This window comes from Candidatus Poriferisodalis sp. (assembly GCF_965208555.1).
In the GTDB taxonomy this organism is placed as follows: Bacteria; Actinomycetota; Acidimicrobiia; order Acidimicrobiales; family Poriferisodalaceae; genus Poriferisodalis.
Map to the genome: position 1 here is coordinate 598165 of NZ_OZ242342.1, position 20850 is coordinate 619014.

Below are 20850 nucleotides of genomic sequence, written 5' to 3' on the forward strand. Positions count from 1 at the left end.
ACGAGTCAGGTGCCGGCATGACGGCGGCCACAGTTCGAGAGGCTGTCGTGGTCGACGAGCTGATCACCGAGACGGCTGACCGGCTGTTCGGCGAGCTGTGCACCCATGAGGCAGTGCAAGCGGCCGAAGAAGCGGGCGGCGCGCCCGACATCTGGGATGCGTTCTGCGAGACCGGCTTCGACCTGATCGCCGTGCCCGAGGAGGCCGGCGGCTCGGGTGGCACGCTCGCCGAGGCCATCGAGGTGCTTCGCCTGGTCGGCTACCACTCAGCACCGATCCCGGCGGCCGAGAACGGAATCCTCGGCGGCTGGCTGCTGGCCAGCGCCGGGCTGGAGCGGCCCGATGGCCTGGTCACGGTTGTCCCACCGCGCGTCGGAAGCGGGCTGCGGATGACCAGCGACGACCGAACAGCGAGCGAGGGTCAGTCGGCATGCGACAGCGCAGCCGGCTGCATGACCGGAGCCGGCACCGGTAGTTGCACTGTCGAGATCGGAGACGACGGCCGTGCTCACCTCAGCGGCACGGCGGCGCGGGTGCCGTGGGCACGCACCGCAGAGATGATCGTGTGCGTCTGTGAGTGCGATGGTCAGACGACGGTCGTCGCCGTGCCGGCGTCGGAGTGCGAGATCACGCCGCTGCCCAACATGGCCGGCGAGCCCCGCGACACGGTCCGCTTCAATGGAGCAACCGGTGTTGCGGCCCCCGCCCCCGACGGCGTAGATGCTGAGGCCTTGGCGCAACGCGGCGCGCTGTCCCGGGTGGCGCTGATGGCAGGCGCCATCGAGAAGATGTGCCAGCTCACGGTCAGCTACACCAACGAGCGAGTGCAGTTCGGCCGCCCAGTGGCCCGCTTCCAGGCCGTGCAGCAGCACCTGGTCTGGGCCGCGCAGGACGCAGCGCTGGTGCGCATGGCCGCCGAAGTGGCGGCACGGGAAGCCACCCGTGGCGAGGCTCCCTTCGAGATCGCGGCGGCCAAGCTCATCGCCAACCAGGCGGCCGCGCGGGCCACCAAGGCGTGCCACCAAGCCCATGGCGCCATGGGCATGACCCAGGAGTACCCGCTGCACCATTTCAGCCGTCGCCTGTGGAGCTGGCGCAAGGAATACGGCTCCGACGCCCACTGGTCAGCCGTGCTCGGCACTATGGCCACCGGCGTCGGCGCCGACGGCCTCTACCCCCTCATCACCTCCGGCACCCCCGCTCTGAGCTGATCTGTCCGTTGCCGCCTCGGCCCGCGGCGATAGCGGCCAACAAGCAACCCGGAGCAATACGAACGTATTCGTGTCACAGCCCCCTTCTAAGTTGAACGCATGTTCTCGCAGGTGCAGCAGGCGCTCGAATGCCTCACCGCAGCGCTCGACGGCGTCGAGGCGGCACCGACTAGGGAACTGCGTCGCTCGCTTGGGCTGGCGAAGTCGCTGCGCGCGCGTGTCGAGCTGCTGGAGACCAAGGCTGCATCGGCGGTCGCACGGCGAGAGTGCCACGGCGACGGCGGTGCAGGGCTGCTGAACCAGGTCGGCGGGCGGTCGCGTTGGGAGGCCGCCCGCAACGTGCACACCGAGGCCGAGCTCGCTGAACTGCCTGATGCTCGCGCCGGGGTCGCGGAGGGAGAGATCAGTCTCGCCAACGCCGCCAAGCTGGCCCAAGCAGCACGCAAGACAAGCCCCGACGCGGTGCAGGGAGATGCCGATCTGGTGCAGATGGCCAAGACGCTCCCCGAAGACGAGTTCGCCCGGGCCGCGCAACGCTGGACAATCCAGCACCAGAGCGCCGACGATCTCGCTGCGCAGCATCGTCGTAACCGGCGCAACCGCAATGTGCGGTTCTGGAACGGCGAGGACGGCTCGGTGCAGATGCGCGGTTCGTTCGACGCAGAGATGGGTGCCCGCATCCAGCAACGCCTCCGCCAACAAGCCGAACAGCTCCGCCAAGCAGACCGTCGCCGGCAGGCCCAATCGCCGGGCGCTGACGCCGCTCCCGACGGCGACGAACCCCGCGATGGCGACAGCGACGTCGGCTCCGTGCCTGCAGGGGCCGTCCGCACCCGCGACCAGCGCATGGCCGACGCCCTCGATGCACTCCTCTCCGGGGTTGCGACCCCGTCCGAGCCCACAAACGTCTCAACAGCACCCGGCGAACCGGGCATCGAGGCGGCTGCACTGTGCTCAACCGGTGAGGCCGACGACGCCCATCACACCGAATCAGATGCTGAAACCGGGCCGGCATTCGACGCCAGGCCGTCGTCCCCGGCGGCGAGCAAGACCGCGGAGATCATCGTGCGCGCCGACCTCGCTGCATTCGTCGGCGAGCCCGGTGGCATTGCCGAGATCTGCGGTGTTGGCCCGATCCCGCCCAGCACCCTGGGGCGGCTGGCCTGCAACTCCGATGTCTCGGTCGAGATTTTCGGCGACGAGCTCACGCCGCTGTATGAGACCGTCGCCAGCAGAGCACCCACCGCAGCACAGCGACGTGCGCTGATCGCCCGAGACGGCGCGTGCATCGGCTGCGGCGAGCCGCCCGGCGAGTGCGAAGCCCACCACATCACTCCCTGCCAACGCGGCGGCAAGACCCGTCTCGACAACCTTGTGCTCGTGTGCTGGCGCTGCCATGACCTCGTCCACGACCACAACTGGCAGGTAACCGTCCGCGACGGCCGCTACCGGCTCGCACCCCCCGACCCAGCACACCCCGCTCAACCCGCCCCGCAGCGCAAGCCCATGCGCCGCACGCCGCGGACTCCCACCACCACCAGACCCTCGCCCACCGCCAAACCGCTGTGGTAAGACCCCGCAGCCTGAGAGCCGAACGCTCCGCAGGTGCTGGCTTGGCAGTGACCTCGCCTTTCAAACGTACGCACGATTGGGCACCGTGGGCCCAAACAGATGAGCGCACTGCGCGGCGCTGGTACGGCGCATCTACGCTCGCCGCATGAGCAGCAACAGCACAGTCGCGAGCAACCTCGACGATTACGGCCAGTACGGCGACGTATCGGTGAAGCTGGGCGACGACCACGTGGCGGTCGTGGAGATTCACAGGCCGCCGAACAACTTCTTCGACCTCGAGCTGATCGACGGCCTGGTGGCCGCGTTCGGCGATCTCGACGAAGAGGGCGGCTGCCGCGCCAGCGTGCTGTGCTCGGAGGGCAAGAACTTCTGCGCCGGCGCCCAGTTCGGCAACGATGGACGCCGAGGTGGCGAGATCACCGCCACCAATGCCGACGGCAGTCCCCGCCATCTCTACGACGCAGCCTTCGACCTGTTCTCCAAGCGCAAGCCGGTGATCGGAGCCATCCAGGGTGCCGCAGTGGGCGGCGGCTTGGGCGTGGCCTGCTTTCCGGACTTCCGCATCGCTGCCCCCGAGGCGCGCTTCACGGCCAACTTCGCCCGGCTGGGCTTCCACCACGGCTTCGGCCTGACGGTCACGCTGCCCCTGCTCGTCGGCAACCAGCAGGCCCTCGACCTGCTCTACACCGGCCGGCGCGTCAAGGGCGACGAGGCCGTCGAGATCGGCTTGGCCGACAAGCTGGTGCCGCTCGACGAGCTGCGCCAGGCGGCCTATGACTTCGCCTGCGAGATCGCGGGCTCGGCTCCGCTGGCCGTCGAGTCCATCCGGTACACGATGCGCGGCCACCTCGCCGATGCCATCAAGGTCGCCACCGACAACGAGAAGGCCGAGCAGGACCGGCTGCGCACCACCAACGACTGGCGCGAGGGTGTCAACGCCATGAACGAGCGGCGCACGCCCAACTTCACCCGCAGCTGATGCCGAGCATTGCTGGCACGCGCTCGCTTGCTCAAGCCGCGCCGAGAGCAGGCTGAGTGCCGTTGCGGGGCGCTTTCGACTCGTCAGGGCAGCGGCACCTCCCGACGGCTGCACTGACGGCGGACAGGTTGCCGTCCCCTGAAGCCGTTCCGTCACCCCCGCACGCCTACGCTCGGCCGCGACTGATGACTGAACTGATGCCGATCTGATGACTGCACCCTCATCGATGGAAACCGCACTCGCGCCTGAGGACATTCGTGCGGCGCTCGACGGCTTGCTCGAGCGTCGCACCGACCAGACACGGCTGACGTCGATGGGTGCGGGCAGCGATGATCTGGACGACGGTCGGGCGTACCTGGCAGCCACGGTCGACGGCGGATGGCACGTGCCGACCTGGCCGGCGGCTCATGGCGGCCGCGGCGCATCGGTGGCCGAGAACCAGCTCATCGGCTCGGTACTGCGCGAGTACGTGGTGCCCGACCTCTACCCGTTTGCGATCGGGCTCGGCATGGTCGGTCCCGCTCTGCTGGCGCACGGCACGGCGCAACAGCAGGACCGCTGGCTGCGGCCGATTGCATCGGGCGCCGAAATCTGGTGCCAGATGTTCTCCGAGCCCGAGGCCGGCTCAGACCTCGCCAATGTGGCGCTGAGCGCGGAGCGCGACGGCGAAGTCTGGCGTCTCGGCGGCCAGAAGACGTGGACCAGCCGCGCCATGTGGGCCGAATGGGGCATCTGCCTGGCGCGCACCGATCCGGCCCAGCCCAAACACAAGGGACTCACGATGTTCGTGGTCGCCATGGACGCCCCCGGCGTGGAAGTCCGGCCGCTGCGCCAGATGAATAACGATGCCCACTTCAGCGAGGTGTTCATCGATGGTGCCGAGGTGCCCGATTCGTGGCGGGTGGGCGATGTCGGCGAGGGCTGGCGCGTGGCGATGACGATCCTCTCGCACGAGCGAGCCGGCGCCGGCAGCCGGGGCGGCGGCGACGGCGCGAGACGAGGCGCCCGGGTTCCGCCATGGATTGCCGACCTGGTCGCTCTGGGCGCGCTCGGAACGCGCAGCGACAACGCGCTCAGCGACACGACGCCAGCGGACACAGCGTTAATGGACACAGCGCGCCGGGACGAGGCCATGTCGATCTACGCCGCCGATATGGCATCGCGCTGGACCGCGCAGCGCGCGGCAGACGAGGCCCGCTCGGGCGGCAGTCCAGGGCCAGCCGGTAGCGGTGCAAAGCTGAGGACGGTTTCGTCGTACAAACGGCGTGCCTTCCTGACTAATCGCGCAGCAGGAGCAGCGGGCATGCTCGAAGACGGCCCCGGCCATATCGAGACGGTGACCGCACCATCGATGTCGATCCGCGGCGGCACCGACGAGATCCAGCGCAACATCCTGGGCGAGCGCGTGCTGGGCCTCCCCGGCGAGCCTCGCCTCGACCGCGATGTGCCCTGGCGCGACTCCCGCAAGGGACTCCTGTAGGAAGGCGCTTCGGCGCGCCGCGCTAGACACTGAACGGCGCCGAGACCTGCGCCGACGAAGGATCGCCATGAACCCGACACCCACCACGTACGGCGAGATGATGTTTCTCGAGGATCACGGCCCCGACACCTACGTCGGTGTCAGCCCTGCGTACATGTGGGGCCGGATCTACGGCGGGCAGGTCATCGCCCAGGGCCTGTGGGCTGCATTCCAAACCGTCGACGAGCGGTTCGTGCCCCATTCGGTTCACGCGTACTTCATCCGGGGCGGCACGCTCGACGAACCAGTCCGCTACGAGGTCGACCGGCTGCGCAACGGCCGCTCGTTCTGCACGCGGGCGGTGGTAGCGCGCCAGAGCGGTGGTGCGATCTTGAACCTCTCGTGCTCGTTCCACGTAGCGGAAGAAGATGCCGAGGTGCAGACAGCGCGCATTCCCTTGGCGCCCAACCCAGAGGACTGCCGCAACGCGGACGAGGAGCGCTGGCCGTGGATCATGGAACGACGTCCGCTGCCGAGCCATCCCGGCGCTGGTCAATCAATGGGCTGGGTGCGCATCATCGATCCGATCGAAAACGATCCGCGCCTGCACATCTGCGGGCTGGCGTTTACGTCAGACGCGATCCAATTCAACGCCGCACGCTCGCTGCACCCGCTGCAGGTGGCCCGCGAGCGCTACCAAGAGACGTTCATGGGCGCTTCGCTGGACCACGCCATGTGGTTCCATCGCCCGATGCGGGCCGACGAGTGGCACCTGTATCAGTTCGACTGCCACGGCCTCACGAGCGCCCGGGGCATGACCGTCGGAAACCTGTTCGCTCCTGACGGTCGCCACGTTGCCACCATCGCACAAGAAGTGCTGCTCCGAGAGCGCCGGCCTCAAGGCTGACGCACGACCACCATCGCCGCAGTATCGACCGACTGTCCCATTCGCTTCATGTCGCGGCGAGCGCGGCGCGGCGATCGGCGAGCCAGCAGCGCGACGGTCAACCCAGGTTCAGGCGCAGCACGTCTCGTCGGAGTGGCTCGCCCGCTCCATGCCGTCACCGCGTCGTGACAGCACCACGTTGTTCATCACCTCGACGTCGCCCTGCTTCACGTACCACTCCCAGTCGATGCCGTGCGGATCGGTGGCCCAGGTTTCCACCTTCTCGGCGTAGCAGCACATCGTCTCGTCGATGGTGGAGGTGGTGAGGCCAGCGGCGACCATGCGGGCATGAGCCTGCTCCACCTCGCCAGCCGACTCGGTCTCGACCCCGAGATGGTTGATGGTGCCCCCGTTGCCGGGATTCTCGAACAGCACCAGCTTCAGCGGCGGCTCGTCGATCGCGAAGTTGGCGTAGCCCTCACGCCGCTTGGCCGGTTCGGCACCGAAGAGCCGCGAGTAGTAGTCGACTGCTTCGTCGATGTCGTCCACATTGAGTGCCAGCTGCAACCGCATGAGATCACACTACGGCGACCATGCAGCACGGCAAAGGACGATCCCGGACATGTGGCCCACGTGCCGTACTGCCTCCCGGTGGCTGCGCCGCCAAGCGAAGCCGTGGCCGGGTAGCCCGCGAGCGATGGCGGACATGAGCGGGGTACAACGGCTGCGACTACGGGAAAGTTCACCTCTCCGCACTTGCTCTAAGGTGCGCCGCTGTGACTCCGCCACGACAGCTCAACCCCGCGCAACTCGCTGCCGCAGACGCGCTGGCCGCCTATCTCGCCGGGGGAGGCGAGGCACCTTCGGAGGCGTTTGCGGACTTGGGCTTTGAGGATGGGCTGGCCATCCAGTGCGAGATGCAGCGCCGGGCGGTCTCGAACGGCGCTGTGCATGCCGGCTGGAAGGTGGGGCTCACGTCGGACCGGGCCCGTACGACGGTGGGCATCGACGACCGGCCGTTCGGGCACGTCAACCGGGTGCTCGCATCGCCCGCCGATCTCCCGTCGGCGGAGATCAGCAAGGTGAGCATCGAGCCAGAGATGTGCTTCGTTATCGGTGAGCGCATCGCCGGCGACGATGTCGATCCGGCCTCGGTGCCTGCCCGCATCTCGCAGGTGTGCGCCGGCTACGAGGTGAACGAGGCGCGGGTAGCGGTCGGGGGCAATCTCGCCATGCTCGTGGCAGACAACCTGACCAACTGGGCCATCGTGCGCGGCTCGGGCGTGGACGCACCGGCCGCCGAAGAACTCGACCGCTGCGTCGTGACGGTTACCTGCGACGGCGAGGAACGCTTCAGCTGCACGGCGGTCGACGAAGTCGACAACCCCTACCTGTCGATCGCCCGGCTCGCAGCCACGTTGCACCGCTTCGGTCTGGCGCTCGAGCCGCGCCAGTGCGTGATCACCGGCGCATATGCCCGCTTCCGGGTGGAGGCCGGGCAGAGGTGGTCCACCGACTACAGCGGCATCGGCGCAGTCGAGGCGGTCATCTCATGAGTGCCAGTCCTATGAGCTCTGGGCTCCCCGGCCCGACCGTTCTCGATGTGCCTGTCGGGCCGCTCAACGTGCTCGTCACCAAGACGCTTACGCTGCCCGATGTCAGTCCCGCCGACGAGGCTGCCATTCGCGACGCAGCAGGGCCGGACGCCGTCGTGAACATCGTGGACCGGCCCCGAGACGGGGTTCCGCTGGCGACTGACGCACAGGTGATCCTCGGCATCGTTCCCGAGTGGCTGTTCGACGCCGCCCCGAAGCTGCGCTGGATCCATGCGACGGCATCGGGCGTCGACATGTTCATGTACCCCAAGTTCCTCGACAGCGACGTCGTGCTCACCGGTGAGAAGGGCCTGGTCGGCAGCCATCTGGCCGACCACGCCTTTGGCCTGTTGCTGGCGCTGGTGAGGCGCATCGCGACGGCGGTGAAACTCGGCCCGGACGGATGGGACAACGAGCTCCGGGAACAGATGCGCTACAGCGAGCTGGAACTCGAAGGCCTCACCATGGGCATCCTGGGATTCGGCGGCACTGGCCGGCACATCGCCCGCCGGGCCGCCGCGTTCGGCATGGGTGTGCAGGCCATGGATCTGTACCCGGTGCCGCCCGGCGAGGGCGTCGAAACCGTCGGCGGACCTGAGGCGCTGGGTGACATCGTCTCCACGAGCGACGTGTTGGCAGTGGGACTGCCCCTGACCGCCGAGACCAAGGGCATGTTCAACGACGAGATGTTCGCGCTGATGCCCGACGGCGCCATCCTGCTGAACGTGACCCGGGGCGAGATCATCGACGGACCGTCGCTGGAGCGGGCCCTGGCAGCGGGCAGGATCGGCGGGGCCGCTCTCGATGTCGCACCGGTCGAGCCGTTGCCTCCGGACAGCCCCCTGTGGACGTTCGACAACTGCGTCATGACCCCGCATACCGCCGGCGCCAGCCAGCACCGCGCCAGGCGAAATCTTGAACGCTTCTGCCGGAATCTGGTGGCCCTGCGTGACGGCAGGCCGCTCGAAGGCGTCGTGGACAAGCAGACCGGATTCTGAGCCGCCCAGAATTCGCCTGAAATCCGACACGGACCTGTCACAGAAAATCCGACTGGACAGGTCGGGTTTTGCCGGTACAGTGCTGCGCGCTCGGCAATCCCGCCGGGTCAGGCACAGCCCGCCTTATGGGGCGTAAGAAATGGAGCTCAACATGAGCGAAACACCTACAGACCCACTCACCGAGTTGGGGTTCGAGACACGAATGATCCACGCGGGCCAAGCGCCTGACAGCGCCACCAACGCCCGCGCGGTGCCCATCTACCAGACCACGTCGTTCACCTTCGACAGCTCCGAGCATGCTCAGAACCTGTTCGGGCTGGCGGAGATCGGCAACATCTACACCCGGATCATGAACCCGACCCAGCACGTGCTCGAGGAGCGCATCAGCGCGCTCGAGGGCGGCGTGCGCACAGCCGTCGGGCTTCCGGGGGCGCTGGCAGTGGCTTCGGGCCAAGCGGCCGAGACCTTGTCGGTGCTCAACCTGGCAGAGGCAGGCGATCACATCGTCGCAAGCCCATCGCTGTACGGGGGCACCTACAACCTGTTCCACTACACGCTGCCGAAGATGGGCATCGAGGTCACCTTCGTGGAGGACCCCGACGACATCGACTCGTGGCGTGATGCGGTGCGGGACAACACCAAGGCCTTCTACGGCGAGACCATCGGCAATCCCAAGAACGACATCTTGGACTTCGAGGGAGTCGCTGATGCAGCGCACAACGTGAACGTCCCGCTGATCGTGGACAACACGGTGCCCTCGCCCTACCTGTGCCAGCCGCTGGCACACGGGGCCGACATCGTGGTCCACTCGGCGACGAAGTTCATCGGCGGTCACGGAACCTCGATCGGCGGTCTCATCGTCGACGGCGGCACGTTCGACTTCGGCGCTTCGGGCCGGCACCCGATGTTCACCGAGCCCGACCCCAGCTACCACGGGCTGGCCTACTGGCCCGCTCTCGGCGCAGGGTCGTTCATCTTGAAGGCTCGGGTGCAGCTGCTGCGTGACATCGGCGCTGCTGTCTCGCCGATGAATGCCTTCCTGTTCCTGCAGGGAATCGAGACGCTGTCGCTGCGCATGGAGCGGCACGTGGCCAACGCCGTGGCGGTGGCCGACTATCTCGAGGGTCACCCGCAGGTCGAGTGGGTGCTCTACGCGGGGCTGGAATCGAGCCCGTACCACGAGCGTGCACGCAAGTACCTGCCCAACGGCGCAGGCTCGGTGCTGGCCTTCGGCATCGACGGCGGCATCAAGGCCGGTCAGAAGTTCGTGGAGAGCCTGCGGTTGCACAGCCACGTTGCCAACATCGGCGACGTGCGCAGCCTGGCGATCCACCCGGCGAGCACGACGCACAGCCAGCTGACTCCCCAGGAGCAGTCGGACACCGGCGTCGAGCCGAACCTGGTGCGCCTGTCGGTCGGCATCGAGACCATCGACGACATCATCGCCGACCTCGATATCGGCTTCGAGGCCGCTGCCAGCATCTAAGGCGTCAGACCTGTCGCGGTCGGCGAACTTCGCCGGCTGCCATCGCGCAGTTCATGGAGGAAACTGCGGGGTAGTTCCCGCTGGTTCTTGCAGGCTGCTTCAATGAACGGCGCCGGCCTCGCGCAGGGCTGCGATCTCGTCGGGCTCCAGGCCGAACTGGGTCAGGATCTCGTCGGTGTGCTCGCCTTGCGCGGGGCTGGGCCGCCGGATGTCTCCGGGCACCCCGTCGATCTGGGTGGCATTGCGCACGATGCGGATGTCGCCCATCACCGGGTGATGCACCGGCGCGGCCATGCCCAGATGTTCCACCTGCGGATCGGCGAACGCCTCGGCCACGCTGTTGACACGTCCGCACGGGATGCCCACGGCATTGAGACGCTCAACCCATTCGTCGCTGCTTGCGGTGGCAAGCCGTTCGCTGATCAGCTTGTTCAGCTCCATCCGGTTGGCCGAGCGCAGCTTGGTTGACGAGAAACGCTCGTCATCGGGCAGATCAGGCCTGCCGATCTCGGCACAGAACGCCCGCCACAGCCGCCCGCCGGGTGCCGCAATGTTGATGTAGCCATCGGCTGCCTCGTAGGTGCCCATCGGGATCATCGTCGGGTGGTCGTTGCCGGCCTGCGGCGGGTCCTCCCCCGCCACCGTCCAGCGAGCTGCCTGGAAATCGAGCATGCCGATCATCGACTCCAGCAGCGACGTGTGCACCCAACGCCCCTCACCGGTACGACCCCGTTCGAGGAGCGCAACGAGCACGCCGATCGCAAGCTGCAACCCGGCGGTCACATCGCTGATCGCCACGCCGGCACGCACCGGACCGTGTCCCGGCAGTCCCGTGACCGCCATCATCCCGCCGAGGCCTTGGGCAATCTGGTCCACGCCGCCCCGGGTGGCGTACGGGCCGTCCTGGCCGAACCCCGAGATGGAGCCCATCACAAGGGCAGGGTTCACGTCGTGCAGCGTCTTCCAATCGAATCCCAGCCGGTACTTGACCGTCGGCCGCAGGTTCTCGATCAGCACATCGGCCGAGCGGACAAGCCGATGAAGCAGCTCCTGGCCCGATGGGTTCTTCAGGTCGATGACCACAGAGCGCTTGTTGCGGTGGATGTTGAGGTGATCCGGCGAGGCCTCCCGGCCTTCCTCGAAGCCGTCGACGGGAGCATCCACCCGGATGACGTCGGCGCCCCAATCCGCGAGCTGGCGCACAGCCGTAGGCCCTGCACGTGCGATCGTCAGATCGAGTACGACCATCCCAGCCAGTGGCAGCTCGGATCCGCCAGCGGCCTCCGGCGATGGCGAAGCCGTCACTGGTTCACTGATTCGCTGGGTCCGCTTGGGCGCCGCGCACGAGCCGCCCGGGACGGGCGCCAGTGAACTCGCCGTCGGCCGACACCTCGGTCCCGGCCACGAACGTGTGGCGGTAACCGGTCGACCGCTGGATCAGGCGCTTGCCGCCGCTCGGCAGGTCGTACACCAACTCCGGCCGACCCACACCGAGCGCGTCGAAGTCGACGATGTTGATGTCGGCTCGATAGCCGGGTGCGAGCAGGCCGCGATCTGCGAGCCCGTACGCAAGCGCGTTGACACGGGTTTGCTTGTGCACCAGAAACTCCAGCGGCAGGCCCTCGCCGCGGGTGCGGTCGCGAGCCCAGTGCGTCAGCAGATACGTCGGGTATGACGCATCGCAGATCGTGCCGACGTGCGCACCGGCGTCGCCGATGCCGCAGATGGTGTGCGGATCGGCCAGCATCTCGCGGATCACATCGAGGCTGCCGCCGGTGTAGTTCTCGAATGGGTACAGCAATAGGGCGTCGCCGTCGCCGTCCGAGAGCAGGTCCAGTGCCAGCTCCCACGGGCTGACGCCCAGTTCGGCAGCGCGGGCCGCGACCGAGGCACGGGGATCGGCCTCGTAGTCGGGCACCTCGCCAAGCTCGAAAGCACGGGTGAGCGCGTAATCCATCCACTTGCTGAACCCGTCCGCCGGCCGATCTTCGATCAGCGCCCGACGCAGGCTCTCGTCGTCGCGCATGCGGGCCGCTCGCTGCTTCGCCGGCAAGTGCGCGATGTCGCGGTACGCCGGGTGATTGCCGAAAGGGTTGACCGACACATCGAGCCCGAGCAGCACGCTGATCGGGCGACAGCCGACCTGGCCGTTCGCTGCAACGCCGTCCGCGTTGGCCGCGTGGATCTCGGCCAGGGTCTCGCGCCACAGCTCCGGTGCGTTGTCGACCTGCAGCAGCAACACCGACAGCGGCCGGCCTGACAACTCAGCTGCCGCCCTCAGTGTGGAGAACTCGCCGGGCCCGAAGTCGGAATTCACTTGCAGCACCCCGGCACCGGCATGCTTCATCGCGCTGGCGACGGCAGCAAGCTCAGGATCGCCTGCCGACAGCGACGGCGTGAGACGACCGTCTGCAGCCTTGTGCTTGGTGGTTCGGCTGGTAGTGAAGCCGAGCGCCCCGGCGTCCAGCGCCTCGGTCACGAGATCGGTGATGCGATCGAGCTCGGGGGCCGTCGGCACCTCCGCGTGATCTGCCCCGCGCTCGCCCATCACGAAGAACCGCAGCGCGCCATGGGGCAGCTGGCTGCCGACGTCCATCACCCGGGGGGTCGCCGCAAGCGCATCGAGGTATTCCGGGTAGCTGGTCCAGCGGAAGTCGATGCCCTCGGCGAGCACCGTGCCCGGGATGTCCTCGACTCCCTCCATCAGGTTGATGAGGTAGTCCTCAGTGCCGGGCTGCAGCGGAGCGAAGCCGACGCCGCAGTTGCCGAAAATCGCAGTGGTCACACCGTGCCACGACGACGGTGTCATCTCAGGGTCCCAGGTGGCCTGGCCGTCGTAGTGGGTGTGGATGTCCACCCAGCCCGGCAGCACGAGGTGACCATCGGCGTCGATCTCGCGGCGCCTCCGGCCGGTCACCGCGCCGACATCGGTGATCACGCCATCAGAGACAGCAACGTCTGCGATGCGGGGCGAACCACCACTTCCGTCCACCACTGTCCCGTTCCGGATGACGATGTCGTTCATGGAAGTGGGCGGCATGGCAGTGAGCGTACTGAGTGGCGACACCCGGCTTCCGAAGCCGGCTGCGGCCCGCGGGTCGGCGCAATCAGGCCGAAGCGGGGTCTGCGCCGCGGTCCGGTTGAGACCGGCTCCCGGCTCGCCGCCCGAACCAGAAGCCCGCACCCCACGAGAGATGCATGACCGCGAACGCCGCCACAGCTCGCAGCCGGTCGCGAGCTGCAGGCAGCCTGGTGTGCAGCCGGGCCGCGGCGAGCGCGCACGCGGCGAGGTACGCGGCCGGTGCAAGCCCCCCGCGCAGGCGGCCACGCAGCAGCTCGAACGCCGACAGCACCAAGCCAGCCACCAGGGCCGGTGCGGCGAGCTGCCGAGGTCGGGTCGAGCGAGGATGGCGGCCGATCACCACGCGCTTCCAAGCCCCGTAGTCGAAGTACTGGCGCGCCAGCCCCGCCCAGCTCGACCGAGGCTGGTAGTCGACGACCAGTGCAGGGTCGAGCCACACCACGTGGCCCTGCTCGCGCAGACGCCAGTTCAGCTCGTAGTCCTGGTTCCGCTCCAATGATTCATCGAATCCGCCGACGGACTCGAGCGCCGCGGCGTCGAACACCCCCAGGTAGACCGTGTCGGCAGGCCCCTCGTCGCTCCCCCGCCGGAAGGCGGCCGGGCCTCCCCCGAATGGCGAGGACTGCGCTGCGGCAATGACTTGGCTCAATTCGCCTCTGCCCACGGGCCGCTGCACGCCGCCCACGTTCGCGGCGCCGGTGCGCTTCAAGGTCGCCACCGCCCGTTCCACGTAGTCGGCGGGGATTCGGGCCTGGGCGTCGACTCGCACGATGACGTTGCCGGCGGCAGCGCCGATGGCCGCGTTGAGTCCTGATGACGTGTTGCCAGCGGGATTCTGGATGACTAGCAACGGCCACGCGCAGCTGGCCGACGCAGCGACACGGCCGGTGTGGTCGGCGCTCGATGCCACCGACACAACCACGTCGAGCTCTCCCCGGTACGTCTGCGCGCTCACCGCATCCAGGCATCCGGGCAGCTCCGCGGCACAGTTGCGCGCCGGAATCACAACGGTCACATGCGGCTGGCCGGCCGGGGCCGATTCGCTCACCGGGCGTTGCGACGAGCCATGACGACGAGGCTCTTCGCCATGATCTCCCAGTCGAGCACCGGCGACCAGTTCACGACGTACTGCAGGTCGTGGCCCAGCTTGTAGCCCGGATCGGTCTGGTAGTGGCCCTGCGTCTGCGCGAGCCCCGTGATGCCTGGCGGCACGTCATGGCGCCTGCCGTAGCCGGCGATCTCGCGTTCCAGCCGGGTGACGATTTGCGGTCGTTCGGGCCGGGGCCCCACCAGTGACATCGTGCCCGTCAGCACGTTCCACAGCTGCGGCAACTCGTCGAGACGGGTGCGGCGCAGCCAACCCATGCCCCTCATCACCCGCGGATCGTTCGAGGCAGCCAGCACCGGACCGTTGGTCTCCGCGTCCCGCGCCATCGTGCGGAACTTCGGCAGCACGAACGGCACCCCGCCGCGCCCTACTCGCTCCTGCCGGTACACCACACCCTGACCACCTGCGATCCTGACGTAGACGGCAACTGCCGCAGTGAGCGGCAACGCGAACGGGGCAAGCAGAGCCAGGTACGCCAGGTCCAAGATCCGCTTGAAGCGCAGGCGACACACCGGCAGTGCGTGCTCCCGGAGCGCCACGAAGGGCATGCCGCCGATCTGGCGGCTGCGCTGCAGTCCGAGCAAGGTGTCGGCCGGCGTGATCCGGCGGAAGACGCCGATATCGCGCAGCTCCAACTCACCGAGCGGCTCCGGGTAGATGGTCTCGAGCGGCTGGCCGGACAGGAGCAGCAGCTCGGTGGCACGCAGGCGATCCGCTTCGGGGATGATCAGCGCAGGATCGGTCAAGCTGCCCGCGACCACTGCATCGGCTTCAGCGTCAGCAAGGTGCTCAGTGGCCGACCCAATGTCGTCAGGCGTGCCAACGAGCAGCATCCGAGGCCGGCCGATTCGCATGAGGCGCACACGGCGGGCACCCCAGCGATTGAACGAGATCAGCACGGCCCCCGCCACGGCGAGCACAACCAGATTGCCCCGAGGCATCAGGTAACGGCCCGTCAGCAGCGTGACCGTGGCATCGCCAGCCACCGCCATGAACGTCAGCAGCATGGCGCGCGGCAGCCACGGCCGATGTCCCAGGCGTTGCTCGAACTCGTAGAGCCCGCCGAAGTAGTAGACGGTCATGTGCAGGAACGTGGCCACCCCGAACCCGATCAGGTAGTGGGTGCGGGGGTAGGTGGGCCAGTCGAGTCCGAAGCGGACCACGGTGATGGCCACCATCAGGCCGAACAGCGTCGCGGCGTCGACGACGTACAGGAATCGGAACCCCCGCCGTCGGGACGGCACAACGGATGCGCTCACGCGGTGCTCATGGTTGGCTGGAACACGTCCTGCGGCGATGTCCGGTGTGGCGTCCGGCAGTCGATGCTGCTCCTGGACCACCATCGGGCCGATACTACGCTGCGCCCCTCCGGACGGTGGGTGCGGCGATCGGCATCGCAGCGAACAAGAGCGGAAAGCAACTGGTGCAACAGCGGGACGGTTCACCCAGCGGCGCAGCGTCTAGGCGACCCATGGCTCGACTGCGTTCGGGCTGGACCGTCGTGGTCCTCATCTGCCTCGGCGTGCTGCTGCTGTGGGCACCCGACCTCAACCTGCCGCTGGGCAACAGCGATGACGGCCGGATCTTCGGCCGTGCGGGAATCCAGGCACGCAACTTCTGGGATCTCGGACCGCTTGACTCCAGCCTGGGTGCGAGGACTGACCCGTTCATCCGGGCCGAATTCGAGGTGCCGCCACGTGCCGAGCCGCCGATCGAAGCAGTCACCTACGCACATCACCCACCGCTGAAGCAGTTCCTCACCATCGTCTCGGTCGGCGCGCTGGGCGACAGCCCGCCCGCGGTGCGCATCACCGACTTCCTGCTCGGCGCCGCCACCGTGGCATTCATGGCCGCTCTGCTGCGCGCCGTGGGCATGCGATGGGGACCGACGCTGCTCGCCTTGCTGGTCATGGTGAGCACGGGCTTCTTCTATGTGTACGCCCGCATGGGCATCAGCTTCTCGATGCTGCTGGCGCTGACAGCGGCTATCGCATGGCTGCGCCAGGCCGAACGGCCATCACCCTGGGCGCTCGCAGGCGCCGGCGCGCTGGCTGCTCTCACGGCGATGCACTCCTGGATTGCCATCGCATCGCTGGGACTGCTGCTGCCCTGGCTGTTCATCGGGACGCTGCGACGGCGACGTACCGAAGCCGGCCACAGCCCTCTCACGATGGCAAAGACAGGGATGGCTGGGTGGCTGCGCCTCGGGTGGTCACCGGCCCTGACCGCGGTCACCGCAGGGGCGCTGCTGGGCTGCCTGCTGACCGCCGGCTGGCTGTTGAACGCGACCGACATCTCCGAGCTCAGCGAGAGAGTCGCGTTCCGGACCGGCAACGACGTCTCGACCGCCGCCGAACAGGCCCAGTTTACCTTCGGCGAATTCCTCCAGCGCCAGTGGACCTTCGCAGGTCACGAGCTGCTGACGTCATGGTGGCTGCGCCTGTTGTTCCTCCCAGCGCTGATTGCGGGACTCGTCGATCGTCGAACCCGCGGCCCGGTGGTGGTGACGCTCGCCGTGGCCATGTCGCTGACGTTCGCGCTGCAGCAGGGTGCGTGGATCCATCGCCTGTGGAACTTCCCATGGGTGGCCCCCACATCCATCGGCATAGCGGCGCTTGCTGACGCAGTCGGTCGACTGCTGCGCGGCCCCACTGCCAGGTTCCGAGCGCCGCTCGGAGCTGCCGCGGCGGCAGTGACGCTGGTGACGCTGGCATTCGTGGTGACAGGCTCAACGCGGGACTTCTATCTCGAGCGTCCAGCAGACGCCGGCGCCGTTCTGGAACAGGCACGGGATGAGCCACGGGTCGCCGAGGCCGAGGTGGCGTGGTTCACCTCGGGCATCTGGACACCCCGCTGGATCTCGTACTACCTCGACCTGCCGGTGTGGATGCTCGACGAGTCGAACCTCGGCCAAGTCGCCGCGACCGATGTGATCCTGGTTCGCAACGACCGGGTGCCCTCCTTCGTGCCGCCCGAATCGATGGCCGCGCCGCTCGCCGTCGGCGAGGAGTACACGCTGATCTCGGGGGCCGCGTTGGCAGAGTGAGGCGGGTCTGCTGCGCAGCGTTCGCGGCACTGCCTCAGCTAGTACGCGGAGGCATCGGGGCGGCAGTTCACAAATCGCCAGTGATCGGCCAGCATCTGGGCCACGTCGCGCTCCGCATTCCAGCCGAGTTCATCGGCAGCGCGACTGCAGTCCGCCCACGACTCGACGATGTCACCCGGCCGGCGGGCCGTGATCTCGTACGGGATCGGCCGACCGGTGGCGGTTTCGGCCGCGGCAGCCAGCTCGAGAACCGTGGTGCCCACCCCTGTGCCCAGGTTGAATACGCGGCACTGATGGGAGCCGAGATCGGCCTCCAGCGCCGCCAGGTGCCCCTCGGCGAGATCCATCACATGGACGAAGTCGCGCACGGCCGTGCCGTCGCGGGTGTCGTAGTCATCGCCGAAGACCTGCAACCGGTCGCTCTCCCCCAGCGCCACGCGCATGACGGCGGGCACGAGATTCTGGCCGGCGGCGACCGGCAGCTCTCCGATGCGTCCCGAACCGTGCGCCCCGACAGGGTTGAAGTAGCGCAAGATGACGACCCGCAGACCGGAGGATGCCGCTGCGTCAGCGAGGATGCGCTCGCACATCAGCTTCGTGGTGCCGTACGGGCTCTGAGGCGCAGGGGGTGTCTCCTCAGTGACGGGCAACTGCCCGGCGGTGCCGTACACCACTGCCGACGAGCTGAACACGAAGCGATCGATGCCGCGTTCGACCGCGATCTCGGCCAGGCTCAGCGTCGAGAGCAGGTTGTTCCGGTAGTACCGCAGCGGATCAGCAAACGACTCCGGAATGCTCTTGTGCGCCGCGAAATGCACGATCGAATCGACGTCGTGCTCGTCGCAGAGCCGCCGGACTGCGGTGCCGTCTGCTGCATCGCCCTCGATGACGGTCAGATCCGGAGTCGTCAGCATTCGAAGCTCGGCGACCACGTCTGGGCGGGCGTTGGAGAAATCATCGAGCATGACGACATGGCGTCCTGCCGCATGAAGGGCAACTACTGCGTGGCTTCCGACGTATCCGGCTCCGCCGGAGACGAGCGTCGTCATGGAGGCAGTGTGCCACCGTCGGTCGAGAGGCGACCGGTATGGTGAATGTTCGGTCGGATGGCCCCGGTGGCCCTGCTGCAATTGTCGAGGAGCAGACCCTTGGAGCGTGTCCGTGAACCGTTCGCCGAAGGCAACCCGGGCGCGGTGAGGATCTGTCGCAATAGGCGAGCCTCTGCAGTCATGGCGCACCGGAGCTGGGTGACTTGGCTCGCAGTTTTGATGTTGCTTTCGGCGTGCTCGTCCATCACGGTGCCGCCGACGACCGTCGTCGATACCTTGCCGACCACCTCAACAGCTCCGACCGTGACACAGACGACGGTCGCACCCTCCGCCAGCACCGCTCCGGCGACCACCAGTGCGCCAGTCACGTCGGTGGCCGTTGCCGAGCCTGCTGCCGCTACCACGACGGCTGCGCCGCAGTTCACCGCGCCGTTCACCGGCTTGCCGACACCCACCGAACTGCTGCGACCCGCCGCAGTCGTGAAGATCGACAACCACCCCCGCGCCTTGCCCCAATGGGGTCTCAACCAAGCCGACGTCGTCTACGAGGAACTCGTCGAAGCCCGGCTCACACGATTCGCAGCGATCTTCCATTCCACGAATGCCGAGGTGGTCGGCCCTGTCCGATCGGCTCGCACCGGCGATTTTGCGCTGCTGTCCAATCTCAACCGGCCGATCTTCGTGAACTCGGGCGCCAACGACTACACCGCGCGGGCGCTCCGCAGGGTCGACGCGATCGCCATCATCGACGGGGCCCCCATCGCCAAGGGAGTCTTCGAGCGCTCGCCGGAAAAGAACGCACCCCACAATCTCATCACCGACACTGCTCGCATCTATGCCGCAGGCGCTGCTGAGGGCAGGACGCCGCCGAAGTACTTGCGGTTCCGTGCCGAGGGCGAACCGCTGCCGCGAGGCACAGCGGTCAGCGGCGTGGATGTCGACTTCGGCCAGATCAAGGCGTCATACCGCTGGGACGCCGCTGCGAGCGGCTGGGCTCGCACACAGAACGGCAAGGACCACACCGACTTCAACGGCGTGCGCATTGCGCCCGAGAACGTCATCGTGCAATTCGTTCGGTATCGCCAGAGCCCCGCAAACGCCGCAACACCGGAGCCGGTGCTGACCGGCAGCGGGGAAGCCTGGATCTTCAGCGACGGCATGCTGGTGCGGGGCACCTGGGAGCGCCGGTCCGAGCTCGACGTGACGGTGTTCCGCTCCGACAACGCCCTCATCGTGCCGCTGACACCGGGACGTACCTGGATCGCCCTCGCCCGGGCGGGCACGGCCGAAGTGATTCAGTGATCTGGATTCAGGTGAACTCGTGTCGAGGCACATCTGACCACAGGCGCTCGAGGTCGTAGTACTCGCGGCTGGGCTCGTGGAATACATGCGCCACAAACTCACCAAAGTCGAGCAGTACCCACTGCGCGTCGTCGAGACCCTCCGTTCGGATCGGTCCGGAACCTCCGGCCGCCTTCACGTGCGCTTCCATCAACTCGGCGATGCGTCGCACGCGCCGCACATTGGGAGCGCTCGCGATGATGAACCAATCGGTGATCGCCAGCACATCGCCCACGTCGAGCGCCACGACGCGCTCGGCGGACATCTCTGCTGCGCCGTCCGCCGCGGCCTGAACCAACGGTGGCACGCCGACGTCCGGGCTGATCAGACCCTGTCCGACGGCGTGAACCCCGGAAGAAGCCGGGGACGCCTGCGGAACCGATGCCACGTTCACGGAGAATAGAGCCTGTGCTCCGCGATGTAGCCCATGACGGCAGGTGGCACGAGCCGCGCCGCCTCGGAGGCGATGTCCTGTCGGCGGCGTCGGGCCAGCAGTCCGCGCACCTGCGTGGCTGACGCCGGAATGGGTTCCATCTCCACCGTGCAGGTGCGCCAGCCTTCGACACCAAGGGGCGGCTCGCCTCGCGGCTGCAGGATTGCGAGCGTCGCCAGCTCAGCCAGCTCGTCGGCACGGTGCCAGGTCGACACGCCGCTCGCTGCAGTGGGACCCATCACCAGCAGCGTCTCGGTTCCCGGTCGCTCGAGCTCCGCGACCGTGTCAATGGTGTAGGTCGGCCCGCCTCGCCGGATCTCCAGATCGCTCACCACGACGCCGTCGAGGTCGCGAAAGGCCAGCAGCGCCATGGCGAACCGGTGATGGGCCGGGGTCACGATCCGCTCGGCTGACTTCTGCCACGGATCGTTCGCCACGATGACGTGGAGCGCGCCGGCATCAAGCTGCTCCCGCGCGCAGATCGCAGCGGCAACGTGACCGGCGTGGGGCGGGTCGAACGTGCCCCCGAAGATCGCTTGTCGCGGCGGCACCGCAGCAGTGTAGAGTCACGCCTCACATCACATCTGCACCGCACACCGGCGCTC

Annotated in this window: 18 protein-coding genes; 10 read left to right on the top strand and 8 right to left on the bottom strand. The window is 67.8% G+C overall.

All coding sequences use genetic code 11. The features are described 5' to 3' along the window. Positions 1–17 precede the first annotated feature (17 nt). The 5 genes from ACOGXE_RS02810 (at position 18) to ACOGXE_RS02830 (ending at position 6128) form a co-directional block, all read left to right on the top strand. Positions 18–1211 carry an acyl-CoA dehydrogenase family protein gene (locus ACOGXE_RS02810; RefSeq protein WP_419932435.1) on the top strand — a complete coding sequence of 398 codons (1194 nt, stop codon included), beginning with the start codon at positions 18–20 and terminating at the stop codon, positions 1209–1211. Between the two features lie 99 nt (positions 1212–1310). After that, a complete protein-coding gene (locus ACOGXE_RS02815) occupies positions 1311–2783 on the top strand; it encodes an HNH endonuclease (protein ID WP_419932436.1) in 1473 nt (490 codons plus the stop codon). Positions 2784–2928: 145 nt separating this feature from the next. Beyond that, a complete protein-coding gene (locus ACOGXE_RS02820; protein WP_419932437.1) occupies positions 2929–3762 on the top strand; it encodes an enoyl-CoA hydratase/isomerase family protein in 834 nt (277 codons plus the stop codon). A gap of 208 nt (positions 3763–3970) precedes the next feature. Next, positions 3971–5242 carry an acyl-CoA dehydrogenase family protein gene (locus ACOGXE_RS02825; RefSeq protein ID WP_419932438.1) on the top strand — a complete coding sequence of 424 codons (1272 nt, stop codon included), beginning with the start codon at positions 3971–3973 and terminating at the stop codon, positions 5240–5242. 67 nt (positions 5243–5309) lie between these two features. Further along, the gene (locus ACOGXE_RS02830; RefSeq protein ID WP_419932439.1) at positions 5310–6128 is read left to right on the top strand and encodes an acyl-CoA thioesterase; all 819 of its coding nucleotides are present in this window, start codon (positions 5310–5312) and stop codon (positions 6126–6128) included. 108 nt (positions 6129–6236) lie between these two features. On the opposite strand, the gene ACOGXE_RS02835 is transcribed toward ACOGXE_RS02830, so the two are convergent. Next, on the bottom strand, positions 6237–6680 hold the full coding sequence (locus tag ACOGXE_RS02835; RefSeq protein ID WP_419932440.1) for an ArsI/CadI family heavy metal resistance metalloenzyme: 444 nt from the start codon (positions 6678–6680) through the stop codon (positions 6237–6239). Positions 6681–6883: 203 nt separating this feature from the next. Here ACOGXE_RS02835 and ACOGXE_RS02840 point away from each other — a divergent pair, with 203 nt between their 5' ends. From ACOGXE_RS02840 to ACOGXE_RS02850, 3 genes are all read left to right on the top strand, one after another. Beyond that, positions 6884–7663: a 2-keto-4-pentenoate hydratase gene (locus ACOGXE_RS02840; protein WP_419932441.1), complete on the top strand. Its 780-nt coding sequence runs from the start codon at positions 6884–6886 to the stop codon at positions 7661–7663. Next, on the top strand, positions 7660–8700 hold the full coding sequence (locus ACOGXE_RS02845) for a D-2-hydroxyacid dehydrogenase (RefSeq protein ID WP_419932442.1): 1041 nt from the start codon (positions 7660–7662) through the stop codon (positions 8698–8700). Before ACOGXE_RS02840 ends, ACOGXE_RS02845 begins: the two co-directional genes overlap by 4 nt. Before the next feature lie 151 nt (positions 8701–8851). Then, on the top strand, positions 8852–10186 hold the full coding sequence (locus tag ACOGXE_RS02850) for a bifunctional o-acetylhomoserine/o-acetylserine sulfhydrylase (protein ID WP_419932443.1): 1335 nt from the start codon (positions 8852–8854) through the stop codon (positions 10184–10186). A gap of 99 nt (positions 10187–10285) precedes the next feature. Here ACOGXE_RS02850 and ACOGXE_RS02855 read toward each other — a convergent pair whose 3' ends face one another. The 4 genes from ACOGXE_RS02855 to ACOGXE_RS02870 form a co-directional block, all read right to left on the bottom strand. Beyond that, the gene (locus ACOGXE_RS02855) at positions 10286–11434 is read right to left on the bottom strand and encodes a CaiB/BaiF CoA transferase family protein (protein ID WP_419932444.1); all 1149 of its coding nucleotides are present in this window, start codon (positions 11432–11434) and stop codon (positions 10286–10288) included. 61 nt (positions 11435–11495) lie between these two features. Beyond that, positions 11496–13226: an N-acyl-D-amino-acid deacylase family protein gene (locus ACOGXE_RS02860; RefSeq protein ID WP_419932445.1), complete on the bottom strand. Its 1731-nt coding sequence runs from the start codon at positions 13224–13226 to the stop codon at positions 11496–11498. A gap of 67 nt (positions 13227–13293) precedes the next feature. Next, positions 13294–14316, bottom strand: coding sequence for a glycosyltransferase (locus tag ACOGXE_RS02865; protein ID WP_419932446.1), 1023 nt, complete (start codon positions 14314–14316; stop codon positions 13294–13296). Further along, positions 14313–15635 (bottom strand): sugar transferase, encoded by a 1323-nt coding sequence (locus tag ACOGXE_RS02870; RefSeq protein WP_419932447.1) that lies wholly within the window; start codon positions 15633–15635, stop codon positions 14313–14315. The genes ACOGXE_RS02865 and ACOGXE_RS02870 overlap by 4 nt, the downstream gene beginning before the upstream one ends. A gap of 212 nt (positions 15636–15847) precedes the next feature. Between ACOGXE_RS02870 and ACOGXE_RS02875 the strand changes: the two genes are divergently transcribed. Then, positions 15848–17422 carry a hypothetical protein gene (locus ACOGXE_RS02875; protein ID WP_419932448.1) on the top strand — a complete coding sequence of 525 codons (1575 nt, stop codon included), beginning with the start codon at positions 15848–15850 and terminating at the stop codon, positions 17420–17422. A 38-nt stretch (positions 17423–17460) separates the two neighbouring features. Here ACOGXE_RS02875 and galE read toward each other — a convergent pair whose 3' ends face one another. Next, positions 17461–18471: a UDP-glucose 4-epimerase GalE gene (gene galE, locus ACOGXE_RS02880; RefSeq protein WP_419932449.1), complete on the bottom strand. Its 1011-nt coding sequence runs from the start codon at positions 18469–18471 to the stop codon at positions 17461–17463. A gap of 303 nt (positions 18472–18774) precedes the next feature. Here galE and ACOGXE_RS02885 point away from each other — a divergent pair, with 303 nt between their 5' ends. Next, a complete protein-coding gene (locus tag ACOGXE_RS02885; RefSeq protein ID WP_419932450.1) occupies positions 18775–19773 on the top strand; it encodes a DUF3048 domain-containing protein in 999 nt (332 codons plus the stop codon). 7 nt (positions 19774–19780) lie between these two features. Here the strand turns inward: ACOGXE_RS02885 and rsfS are convergent, their stop codons facing one another. Together rsfS and ACOGXE_RS02895 are read right to left on the bottom strand one after the other, a co-directional pair. Beyond that, positions 19781–20119: a ribosome silencing factor gene (rsfS, locus tag ACOGXE_RS02890; protein ID WP_419932451.1), complete on the bottom strand. Its 339-nt coding sequence runs from the start codon at positions 20117–20119 to the stop codon at positions 19781–19783. An 83-nt stretch (positions 20120–20202) separates the two neighbouring features. After that, a complete protein-coding gene (locus ACOGXE_RS02895) occupies positions 20203–20796 on the bottom strand; it encodes a nicotinate-nicotinamide nucleotide adenylyltransferase (RefSeq protein ID WP_419932452.1) in 594 nt (197 codons plus the stop codon). Positions 20797–20850 lie beyond the last annotated feature (54 nt).